Below are 19,467 nucleotides of genomic sequence, written 5' to 3' on the forward strand. Positions count from 1 at the left end.
CCCGGCGGCTCGGCACGGTCAGATCTTGCGGATCACCGTGACAACCTTGCCGAGAATCTGTGCGTCATTGCCCGGGATGGGCTCGAACAGCGGGTTGTGCGGCATCAGCCACACCTGGGAACCGGTGCGCTTGAAGGTCTTGACCGTGGCCTCGCCGTCGATCATGGCGGCCACGATATCGCCGTTGTCGGCCACGTTCTGCTGGCGCACGACCACCCAGTCGCCGTCGCAGATGGCGGCGTCGACCATGGACTGGCCGACCACCTTCAACAGGAACAGCGACCCCTCGCCGACCAGCTCGCGCGGCAGCGGGAACACGTCCTCCACTGCCTGCTCGGCCAGGATCGGACCACCGGCGGCGATCCGGCCCAGCACGGGCACGTAGGTCGGGATGGGCTGATCGCCGGAATCGGCGGGCTCCGCGCCGACCGGACGCAGCTGGGTCACGCCGGTGGCGCGCACGGCCGTCTCGTCCAGGCCCCGGACATCCACGGCGCGTGGCCGATTGGGGTCGCGCCGCAGGTAGCCCTTGCGCTCCAGGGCGCGCAACTGATGGGCGACCGAGGAGGTGGAGGTGAGGCCGACGGCGTCGCCGATCTCGCGGATGCTCGGCGGATAGCCGCGGTCGCTCACCGAGGTGCGGATGACCTCCAGCACCTTGCGCTGCCGGACGGTGAGATCCGCCCCGGTGCCGGACGCTTCGGTGCTGTCGTCGCCGACCGGTTCGTTGTCACCGTCCACGCCGCCGTGTTCGCTCACCGCCGTCGTCCTCCGTTCCCTGCTGTGTCTCACCGGAATGCTGCTGCACCGGAATTGTGGGTAGCTACCCGGAATTCGTGCTTCGACTGTAGTCCGGAGGCCGCGCTGGATCAAACATCTGTTCGACGCATGTCGCGGAAATGCTGGATTCTGTCGGTGGGGCGTGGTAGAAATTCGAACATCAGTTCTTCGAACACATGAGCGAACATGTTCGGCACATCCACCATAAGCCCACTTCGGAGGTTTGTTCGATGCGCACTGTGGTCAGCGAATTCGACACCCTGGGAAGCGATCTCGGCTTCGACACCATCCCGCGCGCCATCCGCGCCAGCTTCGCGCCCGCGCGTGTCGTGAATGCCGCGTCGCGCCCGGTCGCGGAACGGCGGCCGTGTCGGAATCGGCCGCGCCCCGGTGTCGTGTCCTACGGCCGGTCGCGGATGCGTCGCGGCCATGTCGTGATGCGCACCGAACCCGAGGCGATGCGCCGCCGCCGCTCGTTCAGTCGGGTGCGGCGCGCACAGGCCGGATTCGCGGCGTTGGCCATCGCGGCGCTGGTGAGCGCCATGGCGGTGGCGGGTCTGATCGCGCTGGCGCAGCTGCGTGCCGGTGAGTTCGGCTCGCAGACCGTGCCCGCCGAGATCATGCCCGCCGAGATCATGTCCAGCGAGATCGCGCCCGCCCAGGTGCCGCCCGCCGTTCCGCGCTAGGCGCTCGGCTTCCGCGGCGACTGGGGAAGGTCGCCGCGGGAGTTGGGTCGAATGGGCCACGGGGTGTGGCCGGAATTGTTGATCGCAAACTGAAACGTGTTGCTACGTTCCTCGGGGATGTGACCGCGGCAACAGGGGAATGTGCGATCGATGAGCGGACGTAGCAAGGGAAACCGGCGGACCGGGGCCGTGGTTCGACTGCTGGGCATGGCGACCTGCCTGGCACTGGGCATGGTCGCGGTACCGGCCACACTCGTCACGGCACCGGCGGCCCACGCCGACTCGGCCTATGCCGCCTACCTGGACCTGCCGCCGGTGAACGGCGACGGGGCCGGCGGTGGCGGGCTGCATCCGGCGCTGCCGCTGGACCCGGAGTCGCTGCGCCTGGCGCTCGACGAGGTCCGCGCGGCGGGTGTGGCACCGCGCCGCTATGCCACGCTGCTGCATCAGTACTGGCTCACGGTCGCCACCCGCCATGCCGATATCGACCTGGCGGCCTGGGACCCCACCCTCGGCGTCGACGCCAATACCCGCACCTTCACCCAGGTGTATGTGAACTATCTGCGGCTCAACAACGAGCATCCGGACTTCTACTGGGTGGGCCTGGCCGGGCTGGCGGGCGGCTCGTTCGCCTCCGGCTTCTTCGATATGAGCGATATGGGTGCGATCGTGAGCGTGCCCGGCGTGCATCAGCTCGGCAATGCCGTGGCCGACCTGCTGCGCACCACACCGCCGGAGCTGCTCGACATCCTGCCCTCGGATATCCGGCTGCTCGCCAGCGCGGGCGCACGGCTCACCGCCGCGGATCTGACCTGGTACCAGACCCGGCTGATGATCATGCAGAAGCACATCTTCATCGACCAGGTGCCCATGCACGAGGCGTACGTGGCCGGGGGCCTGGCCGCGGTGGAGGAGATGTACCGGGCCGGGGTCCTGGACGAGAACGCCATCCTGGCCTGGCGCGGAATCGCGGTCGGCACCCCGGCCGGCCTGGCGGACGCGGCGGTGCGGATGACCGACCGGGAACAGAATCAGATCATCGCCGACCAGTGGGATGTGACCTCCCGGGGGCGGGGTGCCATGGGCCGGGTCATGACCTACGTGAGCACCGTCGCCGGGAAGGCGGCCGTACCCGGCGTGCGCGCCCCCGGCGTCTTCGCGCCCACCACCCTCACCGCCGAGGCGGGCGGGCGCACCATCTCACTGCGCACGCCGCTGCCCGATTTCAACTGGGCCGATCGGGACACGCGCTGGCACTACATCGTCAACGATCTGCTGCCCAGCTACCTGGCCATGGTCGCCGATCCCGCGGTCGCGAGACCGGTTCTGGCCGAGCCTTTCCCGGCCAAGCTGGCGAACGGCCGCCTCCTGGTCAGATTGCCGGATCTGCTCGCCGACGTGACCTCGCAGTGGCAGCTGACGGCCTGATGTCAAGACCGGGCGCACGGTAATTGCGTCCCGCCGGGTATCCTCGGATTGCTGAGGACCCCAGGCATCGACGAAGGATCCGGAATGCATTGCCCGTACTGTCGTCACCCGGATTCCCGGGTGGTCGACTCGCGTGAGGCCGAGGAAGGCACCGCCATCAGGAGGCGACGTGCCTGCCCGCAGTGTGGGCGGCGGTTCAGCACGGTCGAGACCGCGATTCTCTCGGTGGTGAAGCGCAGCGGCGTGAGCGAGGCGTTCAGCCGCGAAAAGGTGATCCGCGGCGTGCGACGCGCTTGCCAAGGCCGCGAGGTCGACGACGACGCCCTCAACCTGCTCGCCCAGCAGGTGGAGGATGCGGTGCGCGCCAAGGGCGCTCCGGAGGTGCCCAGCCACGAGGTCGGCCTCGCCATCCTCGGCCCGCTGCGCGACCTCGACGAGGTCGCCTACCTCCGCTTCGCCTCCGTCTACCGATCCTTCAGCTCCGCAGAGGATTTCGAACGCGAGATCGCCGAACTACGCAAACACCGCGAGGAACAGTCCGTCGGCGCGACCGCTGACTGAACGACCCCGCGTGCCGCTGACTGAACGACCCCGCGTGCCGCCGACAGAGCGACCCGCGTGCCGCTGACTGAACGACCCGCGCGCGGCCGACAGAGCGACCCGCGTGCCGCTGACTGAACGACCCGCGCGCGGCCGACAGAGCGACCCGCGTGCCGCCGACAGAGCGGTCCGGACGCGCGCGGGCTGTCCGTGCTGGGGCGTGGAGTGGGCGAGCGCGGCATATTCCGAACGGCCGCGTCCGCCCGCGCCGCCGCGCCGAACCCCTACCGCCGACCCGCCGGGGCCTTCCGCACCGCCTCGATCGCCTTCTCGATCCGCTTGGCCGACACCGGATACGGCGTTCCCAGCTGCTGCGCGAACAGGCTCACCCGCAATTCCTCGATCATCCACCAGATCTCGACCACATCGCGCCCGCCGCGCCGCCCCTCGGGCAGCGCGTCGACCAGCCGGTCGTAGGCCGCATGCACCCGGTCGAGTTCGACCATCCCCTGCCGATCCCGTGCGGCGGCCGCGGGTAGCGCCTCCAGCCGCAGCCGCGCGGCCGCCAGGTAGCGGGGCAGCTCCCGCAGCCGCGCCCTGCCCCATTCCGAGATGAAACCGGGGAACACCAGGTCATCGAGTTGGTGGCGCACATCCTCGGCGGCTTCGCGATCACGGGTGTCGACCAGGGCCGAGCGCACCCGGTGCGCCTCGGCCAGTACCGGCACGACCAGGCGCACGATCCGCGCCACGGCGGTGCCGAACTCCGGACGCACCCGCTCCACGAGTGCCCGGAACTGCTCGGGACCGCGCACCGGACCGCCCGCGGCGGCAATGAGCTCATCGGCGGCGCAGGCGCGGCAGTCCTCCAGCAGCGCATCCAGCGAACCGTACGGATTCTGGCTCAGCGCAAGCCGATCCGCGGGCGGCAGACCCGCGGTGACCGCACGCGGCGACGTCGGCAGCGCACCGAGCAGCAGAGTGCGCGTACCGACCCGCATGGCCGCGGCCTGTTCGCCCGGTGAGCTGAGCACACGGACCGCCACACCCTCCGGTTCGGCCACCAGGGCCGGATAGCCGGTGATGGTCTGACCCCCCACCTGGCGCTTGACCGAGGTCGGCAGCTCACCGAGCGATTCCGAGGTCCACACCGTGGCGGGTGCGCGTTCGGCGGCGTTATTGGCCCGCGCCACCGACTTCGACACCTGTTCGGCCAGCCCGCGCTTCAGCTCCGCCAGGTTCTTGCCGCGCGCCACGATCGCCCCGGACTGGTCGACCGCGGCGAAGGTCATGCGCAGATGATCGGGCAGGCCCGCCGGATCCAGCTGTCCGGGCGCGATGGTGACCGATCCGAGCCGCGACAGCTCCCGCGCCAGCCCGGTGCGCAGTGGTTCGGCGCGCGGCGTGAGCGTTTCCAGCGCCGCGCGCGCGTAGTCCGGTGCCGGAACCACCATGCGCCGCAACTGCTTCGGCAGCGTCTTGATGAGCGCGGTGACCAGTTCCTCGCGCATGCCCGGCACCAGCCAGTCGAAGCCCACCGCGCGCACGTGCGCCAGCTGGGCCACCGGAATGTGCACGGTGACACCGTCATCGGCCTGGCCGGGTTCGAACTGATAGGTGAGCGGGAAGGTCAGCTCGCCCTGCCGCCAACTGTCCGGGTAGGCGGTCGGATCCAGCAGTGCCGCATCGTCGTTGACGATGGTGGAGGCGGTGAAGTCCAGCAGGTCCGGATTCTTGCGCTGCTCCTTCTTCCACCAGCTGTCGAAATGCCGCACCGACACCACGTCGGCGGGAATCCGCTGGTCGTAGAAGTCGAACAGCACCTGGTCGTCGACCAGGATGTCGCGTCGCCGGGCCCGGTGCTCCAGATCGGCGACATCCTCGAGCAGATCCCGATTGCGTTGGAAGAAGGCGTGTCTGGTTTGCCACTCACCCTGCACCAGGGCATGCCGGATGAACAGCTCGCGGGACAGCTGCTGGTCGATGCGTCCGAAGTCCACCCGCCGCTGCGTCACCAGCGGCACCCCGTAGAGCGTGACGCGCTCATAGGCCATGGCCGCGCCGCGCTTGGACGACCAATGCGGTTCGGAGTAGGTGCGTTTGACCAGGTCCCCGGCCAGGCGCTCGGCCCATTCCGGTTCGATCCGCGCGGCCATGCGGCCCCACAGCCGGGAGGTCTCCACCAGTTCGGCGGCCATCACCCAGCGCGGCGGCTTCTTGGCCAGCGACGAGCCCGGAAAGATCATGAACTTGGCATTGCGGGCACCCAGGAACTCCCGCGACTCCGCTTCGCGCACACCGAGATGCGAGAGCATGCCGGAGAGCAGTGCCTGATGGATCGAGGTGGTGTCCCAGGGCAGCGCGTCGTCGCCGAGCACCGATCGCTCGCTGCGTTCCTCGACCGTCCAGCCGAGCCCGCGGGTGATGGTGCGCAGCTGCCCGTGTAGGTCCTGCCACTCCCGAATGCGCAGGTAATGCAGGAACTCGTCGCGGCACAGCCGCCGGAACTGGTTGGACGACAGTGCTTTCCGCTGATCCGCGAGGTAATCCCAGAGGCGTAGGTAGGCCAGGAAGTCCGAACCCTCCACGGTGAACCGCGCATGTTTGGTGTCGGCCGCCTGCTGATGCTCCACCGGCCGTTCGCGCACATCCTGAATCGACAGCGCCGCGACGATGCGCAGCACTTCGGGCAGGGTGCCGTTGCGGTGCGCCTCCACCAGCATGCGAGCCATGCGCGGATCCACCGGTAGCTGGGACATATCGCGGCCGACCGGGGTCAGCACCAGTCCGGCGTCCGGAATGCCGGGCCGCGCGGCCGATTCGGATTCGGAGCGGCGGCCGAGCGCGCCCAACTCCTCGAGCAGCGCGATGCCGTCGCGGATGGCGCGGCTGTCGGGTGCCTCCACGAACGGGAAGCTCTCGATATCGCCGAGTCCCAGCGCCGTCATCTGGAGAATGACCGCGGCCAGATTGGTGCGCAGGATCTCCGGTTCGGTGAAGGTGGGGCGCGAGCCGAAATCGTCCTCGGAGTACAGGCGGATCGCGATGCCGTCCGCCACGCGGCCGCAGCGGCCGGAGCGCTGCCGCGCCGATGCCTGGGAGATCGGCTCGATGGGCAGTCGCTGCACCTTGGTGCGCATGGAGTACCGCGAGATACGTGCGGTGCCCGGGTCGATGACGTAGCGGATACCGGGCACGGTGAGCGAGGTCTCGGCCACATTGGTGGCCAGCACCACGCGGCGGCCGGTATGCGGCGCGAACACCTTGTGCTGTTCGGCCGCCGAGAGCCGCGCGTACAGCGGCAGGATCTCGGTGCGCGGCAGCTTCAGATCGCGCAACGAGTCGGCGGTATCCCGGATTTCGCGTTCGCCGGACAGGAAGACCAGGATGTCGCCGTCACCCTCGCGCTGGAGTTCGCGCACCGCGTCGGCGATGGCGTCGGTGGGATCGCGGTCCACGATCTCGGTGTCCTCGTCGTCGGGATCGTCCGAGGTGAGCGGAATCTCCAGCGACAGTGGGCGATAGCGGATCTCGACCGGATACGAGCGCCCCGACACCTCGACGATCGGTGCGGGCGTACCCTTCTCGTCCGCGAAATGTCTCGCGAACAGCTCCGGGTCGATGGTGGCCGAGGTGATGACGATCTTGAGGTCGGGCCGCTTGGGCAGCAGCTGCTTCAGATAGCCGAGCAGGAAATCGATATTGAGGCTGCGTTCGTGCGCCTCGTCGATGATGATGGTGTCGTAGCGGCGCAGCAGCCGGTCGCGTTGGATCTCGGCCAGCAGAATGCCGTCGGTCATGAGTTTGACCAGCGTGCGATCCGACGCCTGATCGGTGAAGCGGACCGTGTAGCCCACCGCGTCGCCCAGCTCGGTGTCGAGTTCGGACGCGATGCGCTCGGCCACCGTCCGCGCGGCCAGTCGCCGCGGCTGGGTGTGGCCGATGGTGCCGCGAATGCCGCGGCCCAGCTCCAGGCAGATCTTCGGCAGCTGGGTGGTCTTACCCGAGCCGGTCTCACCGGCCACGATCACGACCTGGTTCTCGGCGATGGCCTTCGCGATATCGTCGCGTCGCGCCGAGACCGGCAGCTGCTCCGGATAGCGGATGGTCGGCACCGCGGCGCGGCGGGCGGCGACGCGCTGGGCGGCGGCGTCGATATCGGCTTCGAGTTGGCTGAGATCGCCGCCGCGGACCTTGTCGAGCCGCCGACGCAAACGGTGTTCGTCGCGGATCGAGAGATCGGCCAGGCGGGAACGAAGCTCGCGGAAGGTGGCGGCGGTCCTGGTCATTGCGTCAACCAGCGTAGCGAAGCCTGTGCCCGGTTTGCGCGGCGGCGGTGGGCGAGCGCCCGGTCAGGGCTAGCCAGGAGATTGCCGTATGAGCGATTCGTCGTCGTTGGCAGGGTCCACTGTGGGACCATTCACCCATGGTGACCAGTTCAGTGACACCAGTGTGGATTCGTCTGGCGCGGATTGCGTTCGGTCTGCTCGGTCTGTTCGGGCTGATCTGGATACCGGCGCAGAATCTGGGTGTGGCCGACTGGTCGATCGCGAACTACTTCAGCTACTTCACCATCCAGTCCAATGTGATCGGCGTGCTCGCCCTGCTGGTCGGCGGCTTCCTCGATCCGCGATCGCACCGCTGGCAGCTGTTCCGCGGCGCGGCCACGCTCTACCTGGTGATCACCGGCGTGGTCTACGCGGTGCTGCTGGCGAATATCGACGTGATGCTCCAGGACAAGTGGCTCAACGACCTGATGCATCGCCTGCTGCCCATCGTCATCCTGGTGGATTGGCTGCTGGTGCCCTCCCGGCTGTCCGTCGGTGCGCGCCTGGTGGGGGTGTGGCTGGTGTATCCGGTGCTGTACGGCGTGTACACGCTGGTACGCGGGCCGATCGTGGACTGGTATCCGTATCCGTTCATCGACCCGCGCGGCCAGGGCTACTGGTCGATGGCGTTCGGGCTGGTGATCCTGGTGGTGGTGTTCGCACTGTTGGCCGTGGCGGTGGCGGCGCTGGGCGGCATCCTCGGCGGCTGGATCGGATTGTCGCGCAACCAGGACGGAAAGGCGGTCAGCTCCGACAGCACCGCGTCCGCGCCGTAGTCGCGCAGCGCCTCGGCGTTGTATCCGCCGGTCGCCACGGTGAGGCTGACAGCCCCGGCGGCCCGTGCCGCGTCGACGTCCCCCGGATGGTCGCCGACATACAGCCAGGCCCCGTGCTCCCGCAGCGCGCTCCCCTTCTCCGCGGCCCACAGCCCACCCCGCACCACATCCACCGGCAGCCCCAGGAACTCCACCGTCGCCACGGTGTCCCGGTGATTCTTGGCCGACACCACCATGGTCCGACCGCCGCTGGCACGCACTGCCTCGATGGCATCCCGCGCCCCCGGCATGGTCACACTCGCCGGAACCGCGATCCCCGGATACAACTCCCGATACCGCGCCACCATGGCATCGAGTTCCCCGTCCGGAAACCAGTTCGCCAACTCGACCTCCAGCGGCGGCCCCAACCGCGAGGTCACCAACTCGACATCGATGAACACCCCGCTCTCCGCCGCCAACCGCGCATACACGGCCCCGATCCCCGCCCGCGTGTCCGCCAGCGTCATATCCAGATCGAACCCAACCATCATGGTCATGAGGCTAGTAGTTGCAGATTTGTGCCCGAAATCGGGCAGGAAATTGCACCGGAGGGTCGTGGGGTGGCTATGGTGGTCGCCGTGCCCGCTACCGAAGCTCCGCCGCGTGATCTGGTGCGGCATGTCGCCGGGTCCACCGGGTTGCCGCTGGCGGTGGCGGCCCGGGTGGTCGCCGATGTGATCGCTTATTTCGGTGAGACGACCGAGGAGTATGTGCGGCGGCGGCATGCGGAGTTGCGTGGGCGCGGGCGCAAGAACGCGGAGATCTGGGCGGAGTTGGCCGAGGAGCTGGCCAACCGGCCCGTGCGGGCGGGAGAGCTGACCGAACGGCAGCTGCGTCGCATCGTGTACGGCTGAGCGTCCGCGTCCCTGCGAGCTATATCCCTGTCCGAGATCCGAAGGAAAGAGCGAGCGTATGTGTGGAATCGTCGGCTACGTCGGCCACAAGGCGGCGACACCGATCCTGTTGGAGGGGCTGCGGCGGCTGGAGTACCGCGGCTACGACTCCGCGGGGATCGCGGTGCTGCACCGGGGCCGGATGAAGGTCACCAAGGCCGCCGTGCGCGTCGACGAACTGCGGGACCTGGTCGGGGACGGCGGGCCGGGCACCATCGGCATCGGGCACACCCGCTGGGCCACCCACGGTGAGCCCTCCGAGGCCAACGCCCACCCGCATTTCGACACCGCCAAGCGGATCGCGGTGGTGCACAACGGCATCATCGAGAACGCCGACGTGCTGCGCGCCAAGCTCACCAGTGCCGGGGTGAACTTCGTCTCCGACACCGACACCGAATGCATCGCGCACCTGGTCGCCGCGCGCCTGGACGCCGGTGCGGTGTCCCTGGAGGATGCGGTGCGCGCCGCGCTCACCGAGGTCGACGGTGCGTACGGTCTGGTCGTGCTCGACCTGCGCACCCCCACCGAACTGGTGGTGGCCCGCAACGGCAGCCCCATCGTGCTCGGCATCGGCGAGGGTGAGATGTACGTGGCCTCCGATGTGGCCGCCCTGGTCCGGCACACCCAGCGCGTGGTGTTCCTCGACGACGGCGAACTGGCCACCGTCACCGCCGACGACTTCCACACCAGCACCCTGCAGGCGGTGCGCACCGCCAAGACGGCCACCACCGTGGCGGTCGATGACGCCGACTACCGCCTGGGCGGGCACGACGACTTCATGCACAAGGAGATGAGCGAGCAGCCCGACGCCATCCGCCGCGCCCTGCTGGGCCGCCTCGACGAGCGCTTCGCCACCTCCCGCCTCGACGGCCTGCGCCTGGACGCCCGCGAGCTGCGGGCGATCCGGCGGGTGAAGTTCCTCGGCTGCGGTTCGGCCTACTACGCCGGTCAGCTGGGCGCGAGCCTGGTGGAGGAGCTGTCGCGGCTGCCCGCGGACGCCGAACCCGCCTCGGAGTTCCGCTACCGCAATCCGGTGGTCGAACACGACACCCTGTACGTCGCGGTCAGCCAGTCCGGGGAAACCGCCGACACCCTCGCCGCGGTGCAGGAACTCAAGCGCAAGGGCGGCCAGGTGATCGGCGTGGTCAACGGTGTCGGCAGCGCCATCGCCCGCGAATGCGGCCGCGGTGTCTTCCTGCACGCCGGTCCGGAGGTCTCGGTGGCCTCCACCAAGGCCGTCACCAATATGAGCGTCTGCTTCGCCCTGCTGGCCACCCTGCTCGGCCGGGTGCGCGACCTCGGTGTCGCCGACGGCTCCCGCATCGTCTCGGCGCTGAGCGAACTGCCCGACCGGGTGTCCGAGGTGCTGGCCATGGACGCCGAGATCGCCAGTGTCGCAGAGCAGTTCAAGGACGCCACCCGCATGTTCTTCATCGGCCGGGTGCGCTGCTGGCCGGTGGCCCGCGAGGGCGCGCAGAAGCTCAAGGAGATCTCCTACGTCCACGCCGAGGCATATCAGGCCTCCGAGCTCAAGCACGGCCCGCTGGCCCTGATCGACCCGGATATGCCGTCGGTGGTGCTGGTTCCGGACGACGAACTGCTCACCAAGAACATCGCCACCATCGAGCAGATCAAGGCCCGCGGCGGCCCGGTCATCGCCGTCACCAACGCCGATCTCCCGGATGGCTTGGCGGACGCGGTGATTCGCGCCCCGCGCACCACCCGTGAACTCGACCCCATCCTGCTCACGGTGCCGTTGCAGCTGTTCGCCTACCACCTGGCCCGCGCCCTGGGCCGCGATATCGACAAGCCGCGCAACCTCGCCAAGAGCGTGACCGTGGAATAGCCGGGTCAGCGCAGGGCCAGCGCCAGGAAGAAGTCGACGCGGTCCTCGAGCCGGGACAGATCGCGCTGGGTGAGTTCCTCGATGCGCTGGATGCGGTAGCGCAGCGTATTCACGTGCACGTGCAGCACCTCCGAACAGCGGGCCCACGAACCCGACAGCTCGAGGAAGGTCTCCAGCGTGTTCACCAGATCGGCGCGATTGTCCTTGTCGTAGTTGATGAGCGGGTCCAGCAGCCGGACGCGGAACATGCGGCGCACCTCGTCCGGCACGCTGGCCAGCAGCAGCATGTGGGTAGCCAGTTCGTCGTGGCGCACCACGCTGGTCGGCTGCGGGCGTTCGGCGGCCATGCGGCGGGCGTAGCGCGCCTCCTCGATCGCGCCGCGCAGGCCCTCGCCCTCCACCGCGCCGCTGATGCCGACCGACAGCCGACTGCCCTGGAGTCCGGGGCCGAGCGCTTCCACGGCGCGGTGGATGCGGTCGTCGAGCGAGGTGTCGCCGCCGAGGGCCACCAGCACGATCGCCTCGCCGTCGACCACCCCGGCGGCGGGGCTGCGGTCGTGCAGGATCTCCCGCAGCAGCGCGCGCAGTTCGCGCGGGCGCACCGCCCCGGAGTCGGCGGTGGCGGCCACCGCGAGGTAGCGGTCGGAGAGTGCGAGCCCGGTGAGTTCCAGCCGCGACACGATGTCGGCCGTCTTGGCGTCGGAGACGATGAGTTCGATGAGCTCCTGCGCGAGTCGCCCCTCGGAGCTCTGCCGATCGTCCAGCCGCGCCCGTTCCAGCGACACCACGGCGGCCAGTTCCCCGATCAGGGTGCGGCGTTCCTCGTGCCAGTCCTTGTAGTCGCCGGCGAAGACCAGGAACCAGTCGGCGACCCGCGAGGTGCCGTCGGGGTCCACGGCGAACAGTGAATAGCGGCTGCCGTCGACGGTCGACACGTGCGGCAGTCGCCGGGCGGCCAGGAAGGCGGTGCGCAGCGCGGCGGGCGGTGGTGCGGCGGGTCCGGCGATCACCCGCCCGGTGGACGACACCACCCAGCACGGCATGCCCAGATTGCGTTCCACGAGTTCCAGCACCGAATCCAGGCCCTCGCCCGAGACCAGGCGGCGGTGCCGGTCCAGGATGGCCGACAGGTCGGCGGCGCGGCCGGTGGACAGATGCCGGTTGACCTGTTCGGTGACCGTGGCGAAGGCGATGTGTTCGGGCACCCGGAACAGCGGGATGCGGTGCTGTTCGCAGGCCGCGACCAGATCGGCGGGCACCTCGCCGTAGAGCGCGTCCCCGGCGGCCAGTCCCGCCACCTTGGCACGCGCCAGCGCCGAGACGAACGCCTCGCTGTCGGCGGGTTCGCGCCACCACTGCAGGCCGGTGAGCACCAGTTCGCCGCCGGAGAGATATCGGCTCGGGTCGAGCATGTCGGTGGTGACGACCCAGCGCACGAACCGTTCCAACTCGCCCTCGCCGGTGACGAGTCGCAGGCCGAGATCCGTCATGGCCAGCAGGGAATGCAACCGCATGATTGCCGAGGCTAACAGCCAGTGACATCGAGGTTACGGAACTTGGATGTATCTACAAACCGACCGCTGTGAAGCAGGCCACATCTTCGGAGATCTCGTCCCTGCCGCTGGTCACGGCCGCCCTGTGTACTTACCGGCGTAGCTGGTCAAGGGATGGAGGTCGGATGTCGAGTCGCCTGGAATGGCTCGGTTCACTGCCCCTCGAGGAGGCCGAAGCACAGCTGCTCAGCTGCTGTGCCTCCCGGCAGTGGGTGCGCAAGATGGTGGCCAACCGGCCCTACGCCGACGAGGCGAGTCTGCTCGCCGCCGCGGTGGACGGGGTGCGGGAACTCGCGTGGTCCGATGTGGAGGAGGCGCTGTCGGCGCATCCGCGCATCGGGGAGCGGGCCGAGGCCGCCCATCGCGACGGCATGTCCGCCGAGGACGCGCGGCGCGAGGCGCAATGGTCGCGGCAGGAGCAGTCCGACGCCGCCACCGCCGACGACGCCGTCAAGGCCGAACTGGTCGCCCGCAATCTGGCCTACGAGCAGCGTTTCGGCCACGTCTTCCTGATCCGCGCCACCGGCCGCGGCGTGACCGAGATCCTGACCGCCCTGCACCGACGGCTGCACAACTCGGTCGAGGAGGAGCGCGTCGAGGTGCGCGCCGAACTCGCCGACATCACCGTCCTGCGTATCCGAAAACTGTTGGGGCTGCTGTGAGTCTGTCCACCCACGTACTCGACGCGGCCACCGGCCGCCCGGCGGCGGGACTGCCGGTGCGACTGGAAGCCGCCGACGGGACGGTGCTCGCCGAGCACCGCACCGACGCCGACGGCCGGATCAAGGATCTGCCCGCGCCCGGTGCCGGGACGCATCGGCTGGTCTTCGACACCGGCGATATCAGTCCGTTCTATCCGTCGGTGACCATCGCTTTCACGGTCACCGACCCGGCGGAGCACTATCACGTGCCCCTGCTGCTCAGTCCGTACTCCTTCTCCACCTATCGAGGTAGCTGAACAATGTCGATCACGCTCGGTCCCAACCGATACGGCAAGGCGGAAACGCGCGTCGTCCGGGTCACCAAGAACGGCAACAAGCACGATCTGCGCGATCTGAACGTCAGCGTGGCGCTGTCCGGCGACATGGAGGACGTGCACCTGACCGGCGACAACGGCGCGGTGCTGCCGACCGACACCCAGAAGAACACCGTCTTCGCCTTCGCCAAGCAGTACGGCATCGCCTCGCCGGAGGAGTTCGGCCTGCGTCTGGCCCGGCATTTCGTGGACTCCCAGCCCACCATCGACCACGCCCGGGTGGAGATCGAGGAGTACGCCTGGGAGCGGAATGTGGTGGGGCTCAACGCCCATCCGCACTCGTTCGTGCGCTCGGGCCGCGAAACCCGCACCGCCCGTATTCATTACGACGGCAACAAGGCGTGGGTGGTGTCGGGCCTGAAGGATCTGACCGTGCTGAACTCCACCGGCTCGGAGTTCCACGGCTACATCCGCGACCAGTACACCACCCTGCGCGAGACCCGCGACCGCGTGCTGGCCACCGAGGTGGAAGCGCAATGGCGGCACTCCGGTGACACCGCCGAGTGGGACAAGTCCTACGAGATCGTGCGCCGCTGCCTGCTGCAGGCGTTCGCCGACACCCACAGCCTGTCGTTGCAGCAGACGCTGTACGCCATGGGGGAGCGGGTGCTGGAAACCGTCTCCGACATCGTGGAAGTCAAGCTGGCACTGCCCAACAAGCATCACTTCGAGGTGGATCTGACCCCGTTCGGCCAGGTCAACGACAATGAGGTGTTCTGGGCCGCGGATCGTCCGTACGGTCTCATCGAGGGCACGGTGGTGCGCTCGGTCCCTACCGCCGGTCCCGCCTGGGATTGAGGGTAATAGCGGCGCAATGGATCTCCTACGTCCTGAGGATCGGTACGCGACACCATGAGCACACTGATCATCGAAAACGCTTACATCGCACCGGTCGTGGGCGATGAGATCCCGAACGGCCACCTGATCGTCGACGGTGGCCGCATCCGAAGCCTCGGCGCCGGACCGGCGCCGACGGTGGTGGGCGCGCAACGCCTCTCCGCCACCGGCTGCCTGGTGACCCCGGGCCTGGTGAACACCCACCACCATCTCTACCAATGGGCCACCCAGGGCCTGTTCCAGGACGCGACGCTGTTCGAATGGCTGACCGGCCTGTACCGCACCTGGGCGCGGATGGACGCCGACGTCGTGTACGGCGCGGCCACCGCGGCGCTGAGCTGGCTGGCGCTGACCGGCTGCACCACCTCCAGCGATCACCACTACCTGTTCCCGAAGGGGCGCGGCGATCTCTTCGCCGCGGAGGTGCGCGCCGCGCAGGAGGTGGGGCTGCGCTTCCACCCGTGTCGCGGTTCCATGGATCGCGGGCGGTCCGACGGCGGCCTGCCGCCCGACGAGGTGGTCGAGCGTCGTGACGACATCCTGGCCAGCACGGCCGAAATCATCGACACGTACCACGATCCGTCCTTCGACTCCATGCTGCGGGTGGCCGTGGCCCCGTGCTCACCGTTCTCGGTGACCGAGGGCCTCATGCTCGACGCCGCCGTGCTGGCCCGCACCAAGGGTGTGCGGCTGCACACCCATCTCGCCGAGACCCTCGACGAGGAGCAGCACTGCCGCGAGCAGATGGGTTGCTCCCCGGTCGAATACATGGCGAAGCTGGGCTGGCTCGGCGACGACGTGTGGTTCGCCCACGCCGTGCACCTGCACGACGCCGATATCCGCCGCTTCGCCGAGACGGGCACCGGCACGGCGCACTGCCCGAGCTCCAATGCCCGGCTCGGCGCGGGTATCGCGCGGGTGAGCGAACTGCTCGCCGCCGGCGCGCCGGTCGGACTCGGCGTGGACGGCGCCGCCTCCAGCGAACTCACCTCCCTGGCCGGAGAGATGCGCCAGGCCATGCTGTTCCAGCGCGCCGTGCACGGTCCCACCGCGCTCACCGCCCGCCAGGCTCTCGAGCTCGGCACCCTCGGCGGTGCGCGCAATCTGGGCCGCCAGCGCGAGATCGGTTCACTGGAGCCCGGCAAGCTCGCCGATATCGCCGTCTGGCGGGTGGACGGCTTCCGGGCCGCGGTCGAGGATCCGGTGTGCGCGCTGGTGTTCGGCCCCACCCCGCCGCTGGCGCGGCTGCTGGTCGGCGGCCGCACCGTGGTCGAGAACGACGAATTGCGCACGCTGCCACACGACATGGTCGGCCACGCCGGGGTCCTGGCCCGGCAACGGCTGCTGCGACAGCAGTCCCGATGAACCCCCACACCCGACGACCCCACCCGAGCGCACGGAAGGAAACACAGGCCACCGGAGCCTTACTCCGGAGCAGTTGATCAACAGGGGCAGACCGCATTCCACGCGGTAGAGACCCCACAACAGCAACGACCGCATCCTCGGTCCGACGCATTCGGGTCGGACCGCAGGTCGGCTATGCCCTGAGGAGGGCAGCCATGACCCAGATCCAGTCCCCGTCCGGCCGATCACAGCCGGATACCGTCGCCGTCCGGTCCCCACTCGACCGGTTCTTCAAACTGAGCGAACGGCGGACCACCGTTTCCCGCGAAATCCGCGGCGGCATCACCACATTCGTGGCGATGGCCTATGTCATCCTGCTGGTTCCGCTGATTCTCGGCGGCGTCACCGATATCAACGGCGACAAGCTCAGCATCCCCCAGCTGACCACCGCCACGGCGCTCGCCGCCGGGCTCTCCACCGTGCTCATGGGACTGGTCGGCAATGTGCCGCTCGCCCTGGCCGCGGGCCTGGGCCTGGTGCCGGTGGTGGCCTACCAGGCCGCCCCGCACATGACCTGGCCGCAGGCCATGGGACTGGTGGTGCTCATGGGTGCGGTGATCGTGGTGCTGGCCGCCACCGGCCTGCGCACCATGATCATCAACGCGATTCCGCTGGCGCTCAAGAACGCCATCGGCGTGGGCATCGGCATGTTCATCGCCATGATCGGCCTGGTGTCCTCCGGGGTGGTGGGCAATGGCGCGGCGGGCGGACCGCCGGTCACGCTCGGCGTGGACGGACATCTCGAGGGCTGGCCGGTGGTGGTGTTCGCCGTCGGACTGCTGCTCATGCTGGCGCTGTTCGCCCGCAAGGTGCCCGGCGCCATGCTGATCAGCATCGCCGTGGCGACGGTACTCGCGATCATCATCAACTCGGTGGCCACCATCGACCCGCTGGCCTGGGGCACCGTCGTTCCGGAAGCGCCCGAATCCTTGTTCGCCGCACCGGATTTCGGCCTCATGTTCAATGTCGACCTGTTCGGCGGCTTCGCCGAGGCGGGTGCGCTGGTCGCCAGCGTGGTGCTGTTCACCCTGGTGCTGACCGGCTTCTTCGACGCCATGGGCACCGTCTTCGGCGTCTGCGACGAGGCCGGACTGCTGGACGAGAAGGGCAGCATGCCCGGCTTCGGCAAGATCCTGACCACCGACGGTGTCGCGCAGATCATCGGCGGGGCCACCGGCGGCGCGGGCAGCACGGTGTACGTGGAATCCGCTACGGGCGTCGGTGAGGGGGCCCGTACCGGACTCACGAGTGTGGTCACCGGTGGACTGTTCTGCGCGGCCATCTTCTTCACGCCGCTGGCGGCGGTGGTGCCGATTCAGGCCGCCGCGCCCGCCCTGGTGCTGGTGGGCGCGCTCATGATGACCCAGGCCCGCAAGATCGACTGGTCGGACCTGGAAGTGGCCATCCCGGCCTTCGTGACCATCGTGCTCATGCCGTTCACCTACTCCATCACCAATGGCGTCGGTGCCGGCCTGGTCGCCTACGTGGTGATCAAGGCGGCGCGCGGCAAGTTCGGGGAGATCCACGGGCTGGTGTGGATCGTGAGCGCGGTCTTCGCCGCCTACTTCGCCATCTCCGGTATCGAACTCGTCCTGGGTGGTTAGTGTTTCACCGCAGGTCGGCCGCCAACGCGCGGCCGACCTGCGCGAGCAGTGGCACCGCCCGCGCCACCAGCTCATCGCTCATCCGCCCGGCCGGTCCGGAGATCGAGATGGCCAGTCGTGCGGGGGCTTCGGGCACCGCGACGGCGACGCAGCGCACTCCCACCTCCTGCTCTCCGTCGTCCATGGCATAACCGTTCTCGGCGGCGCGCTGCAACTGCCGCGTGAATTCCCTGGCATCGGTGACGGTGTGGTCGGTGTAGCGCGGCATGCCGGTGCGCTGCAACAGCTCTCGCACCCGCTCCGGCGGCATTCCGGCCAGAATGGCCTTGCCCACCGCGGTGCAGTGCGGCAGCACCCGGCGGCCCACCTCGGTGAACATACGCACCGAATGCCGCGAGGGCACCTGGGCGACGTAGACGATCCGATCCCCGTCCAGCATGGCCATATTGGCCGATTCCCCGAGTTCGTCAACCAGCCGCGCCAGATGCGGTCGCGCCTGAGAGCTGAGCATGCGTGCCGAACTCTCGCCCAGTTTGATCAGCTTCGGCCCCAGCACGTACTGCCGCGACGGATCCTGGTGCAGATACCCCAGATCGACGAGGGTGCGCACCAGCCGGTGGATCGTGGGTAGCGGCAGGCCGGAAGCCTCGGCCAACTGCGACAGTCCCATCATGCCGCCCTGGTCGGCCATGGTCTCCAGCAGGCCGAACGCCCGCTCCACCGACTGCACGCCGCCGGAGCGCCCGCTGGTTGAATTCGCCACTGAACCGCCTCGTCGAAGTTTCCGGATGGCGGAAGTTTACCGGGGGAGTGGTGGCGGTAGCCTGAGGGCCATGCGGCTGCGCGCGGAGTTCACCACCGAACCCTTCCACGGCGAAGGGCAGCCGCCGCCGCATGCCACCGAAACCCTCGATGTCCTGCAAAGTGCCGGTCTGGCTTGTGAATTCGGCCCCCTGGGCACGTCGGTATCGGGTTCCGACGAGGCCCTGCTGCCCGCGCTGCGCGATATGCTCGCCGCCGCCTTCGCACATGGTGCGACCCGGGTGACCCTGCAGGTCGAGCGTGTCGATGAGTGAGCGCGCGACGCTGGACACGAGCCATCCGGTGCTGGTGACGGTGGCCCCACTGCTGGAACGGGTCGGGGGCAGGTTGGTGCCGCCGGAGGAGTGCGCCCCCGATGACGTCCCGCTGGTGTGGGAGGGCGCGACCCTCGCCGGGGTGCGACTGGCCGCAACGGGCGCGGAGACCGATCAGGGCATCGACCGTCTGCTCAGCGATGTCGCGGCCGAATTCGGTGGGCGGCTGGACGATCTGCCGCGCGATGAGAAGCAGCGGGCGGTGCGGTTGCTGGAGGAGCGGGGCGCGTTCAGCTACCGGAAATCCGCCGAGAAGGTTGCCGAGGCGTTGGGCGTCACCCGGTTCACCGTCTATAACTATCTCAACCGCACCCGGTCCTGAACCGGTTCAGAGTTTCCTGAATCCCGCTGCACAGCAGCGGGATTCGTCATTCTCCGGGTATTTTCGCCGCGCCTGGGCGCAGACTGTCACCACCGAACTTCAACAAACTGTTGACGGCAGAGCGTGACCCGTGCCACTATTTCGTTAGTCGGAATTCAACTTCCGCAATACGAGAAAGTGCAGCTCATGGTCGTGCTCGACGAGTTCAACAGTATGGAGGCCGCCTGGCTGCGCCCGGCCCTGCTCGACTGCTGCGATG

General features: G+C 68.8%; 17 protein-coding genes and 1 pseudogene. 13 read left to right on the forward strand and 5 right to left on the reverse strand.

Annotation, left to right across the window (positions count from 1 at the left end; genetic code table 11):
* Nucleotides 1–18 precede the first annotated feature (18 nt).
* Nucleotides 19–741: a transcriptional repressor LexA gene (gene lexA, locus QK444_RS13235; protein WP_029932920.1), complete on the reverse strand. Its 723-nt coding sequence runs from the start codon at nucleotides 739–741 to the stop codon at nucleotides 19–21.
* A 269-nt stretch (nucleotides 742–1,010) separates the two neighbouring features.
* Here lexA and QK444_RS13240 point away from each other — a divergent pair, with 269 nt between their 5' ends.
* The 3 genes from QK444_RS13240 to nrdR all read left to right on the forward strand — a co-directional run bounded on the left by QK444_RS13240 (nucleotide 1,011) and on the right by nrdR (nucleotide 3,455).
* Nucleotides 1,011–1,466 (forward strand): hypothetical protein, encoded by a 456-nt coding sequence (locus QK444_RS13240; RefSeq protein WP_282780168.1) that lies wholly within the window; start codon nucleotides 1,011–1,013, stop codon nucleotides 1,464–1,466.
* A 150-nt stretch (nucleotides 1,467–1,616) separates the two neighbouring features.
* Complete coding sequence (locus QK444_RS13245; protein WP_349239524.1) at nucleotides 1,617–2,894, forward strand: hypothetical protein; 1,278 nt, start codon at nucleotides 1,617–1,619, stop codon at nucleotides 2,892–2,894.
* Between the two features lie 84 nt (nucleotides 2,895–2,978).
* A complete protein-coding gene (gene nrdR, locus QK444_RS13250) occupies nucleotides 2,979–3,455 on the forward strand; it encodes a transcriptional regulator NrdR (RefSeq protein ID WP_282780169.1) in 477 nt (158 codons plus the stop codon).
* A 263-nt stretch (nucleotides 3,456–3,718) separates the two neighbouring features.
* Here the strand turns inward: nrdR and hrpA are convergent, their stop codons facing one another.
* Nucleotides 3,719–7,723 (reverse strand): ATP-dependent RNA helicase HrpA, encoded by a 4,005-nt coding sequence (gene hrpA, locus QK444_RS13255; RefSeq protein WP_282780171.1) that lies wholly within the window; start codon nucleotides 7,721–7,723, stop codon nucleotides 3,719–3,721.
* 137 nt (nucleotides 7,724–7,860) lie between these two features.
* Here hrpA and QK444_RS13260 point away from each other — a divergent pair, with 137 nt between their 5' ends.
* Nucleotides 7,861–8,538, forward strand: a complete 678-nt coding sequence (locus QK444_RS13260) for a Pr6Pr family membrane protein (RefSeq protein ID WP_282780174.1) — start codon at nucleotides 7,861–7,863, stop codon at nucleotides 8,536–8,538.
* A gap of 26 nt (nucleotides 8,539–8,564) precedes the next feature.
* Here QK444_RS13260 and QK444_RS13265 read toward each other — a convergent pair.
* A pseudogene (locus QK444_RS13265) lies at nucleotides 8,565–9,197 on the reverse strand (HAD hydrolase-like protein); the annotation flags it as partial.
* On the opposite strand from QK444_RS13265, the gene QK444_RS13270 reads away from it, so the two are divergent.
* Both QK444_RS13270 and glmS read left to right on the forward strand, forming a co-directional pair.
* Nucleotides 9,156–9,431 (forward strand): hypothetical protein, encoded by a 276-nt coding sequence (locus QK444_RS13270; protein WP_282780176.1) that lies wholly within the window; start codon nucleotides 9,156–9,158, stop codon nucleotides 9,429–9,431. The pseudogene QK444_RS13265 and the gene QK444_RS13270 overlap by 42 nt on opposite strands.
* A 58-nt stretch (nucleotides 9,432–9,489) precedes the next feature.
* Nucleotides 9,490–11,316: a glutamine--fructose-6-phosphate transaminase (isomerizing) gene (glmS, locus tag QK444_RS13275; RefSeq protein ID WP_282780178.1), complete on the forward strand. Its 1,827-nt coding sequence runs from the start codon at nucleotides 9,490–9,492 to the stop codon at nucleotides 11,314–11,316.
* A 5-nt stretch (nucleotides 11,317–11,321) separates the two neighbouring features.
* Here glmS and QK444_RS13280 read toward each other — a convergent pair whose 3' ends face one another.
* Nucleotides 11,322–12,830 carry a PucR family transcriptional regulator gene (locus tag QK444_RS13280; protein WP_282780180.1) on the reverse strand — a complete coding sequence of 503 codons (1,509 nt, stop codon included), beginning with the start codon at nucleotides 12,828–12,830 and terminating at the stop codon, nucleotides 11,322–11,324.
* 164 nt (nucleotides 12,831–12,994) lie between these two features.
* On the opposite strand from QK444_RS13280, the gene uraD reads away from it, so the two are divergent.
* The 5 genes from uraD (at nucleotide 12,995) to QK444_RS13305 (ending at nucleotide 17,750) form a co-directional block, all read left to right on the forward strand.
* Nucleotides 12,995–13,531 carry a 2-oxo-4-hydroxy-4-carboxy-5-ureidoimidazoline decarboxylase gene (gene uraD, locus QK444_RS13285; RefSeq protein ID WP_282780182.1) on the forward strand — a complete coding sequence of 179 codons (537 nt, stop codon included), beginning with the start codon at nucleotides 12,995–12,997 and terminating at the stop codon, nucleotides 13,529–13,531.
* Nucleotides 13,528–13,827 (forward strand): hydroxyisourate hydrolase, encoded by a 300-nt coding sequence (gene uraH / locus QK444_RS13290; protein ID WP_029932908.1) that lies wholly within the window; start codon nucleotides 13,528–13,530, stop codon nucleotides 13,825–13,827. The genes uraD and uraH overlap by 4 nt, the downstream gene beginning before the upstream one ends.
* A 3-nt stretch (nucleotides 13,828–13,830) precedes the next feature.
* Entirely contained in the window at nucleotides 13,831–14,703 is an 873-nt protein-coding gene (gene pucL, locus QK444_RS13295) for a factor-independent urate hydroxylase (RefSeq protein WP_029932907.1), read from the forward strand.
* Nucleotides 14,704–14,757: 54 nt separating this feature from the next.
* Complete coding sequence (locus tag QK444_RS13300; RefSeq protein ID WP_282780185.1) at nucleotides 14,758–16,107, forward strand: 8-oxoguanine deaminase; 1,350 nt, start codon at nucleotides 14,758–14,760, stop codon at nucleotides 16,105–16,107.
* A gap of 194 nt (nucleotides 16,108–16,301) precedes the next feature.
* The gene (locus QK444_RS13305; RefSeq protein ID WP_282780187.1) at nucleotides 16,302–17,750 is read left to right on the forward strand and encodes an NCS2 family permease; all 1,449 of its coding nucleotides are present in this window, start codon (nucleotides 16,302–16,304) and stop codon (nucleotides 17,748–17,750) included.
* Between the two features lie 4 nt (nucleotides 17,751–17,754).
* On the opposite strand, the gene QK444_RS13310 is transcribed toward QK444_RS13305, so the two are convergent.
* Nucleotides 17,755–18,513: an IclR family transcriptional regulator gene (locus QK444_RS13310; RefSeq protein ID WP_282780188.1), complete on the reverse strand. Its 759-nt coding sequence runs from the start codon at nucleotides 18,511–18,513 to the stop codon at nucleotides 17,755–17,757.
* 70 nt (nucleotides 18,514–18,583) lie between these two features.
* Between QK444_RS13310 and QK444_RS13315 the strand changes: the two genes are divergently transcribed.
* Nucleotides 18,584–18,826 (forward strand): thiamine-binding protein, encoded by a 243-nt coding sequence (locus QK444_RS13315; RefSeq protein WP_282780190.1) that lies wholly within the window; start codon nucleotides 18,584–18,586, stop codon nucleotides 18,824–18,826.
* Nucleotides 18,819–19,208 (forward strand): helix-turn-helix domain-containing protein, encoded by a 390-nt coding sequence (locus tag QK444_RS13320; RefSeq protein WP_282780191.1) that lies wholly within the window; start codon nucleotides 18,819–18,821, stop codon nucleotides 19,206–19,208. Before QK444_RS13315 ends, QK444_RS13320 begins: the two co-directional genes overlap by 8 nt.
* Nucleotides 19,209–19,467 lie beyond the last annotated feature (259 nt).

It is taken from the genome of Nocardia sp. CC201C (assembly GCF_030010695.1).
In the GTDB taxonomy this organism is placed as follows: domain Bacteria; phylum Actinomycetota; class Actinomycetes; order Mycobacteriales; family Mycobacteriaceae; genus Nocardia; species Nocardia otitidiscaviarum.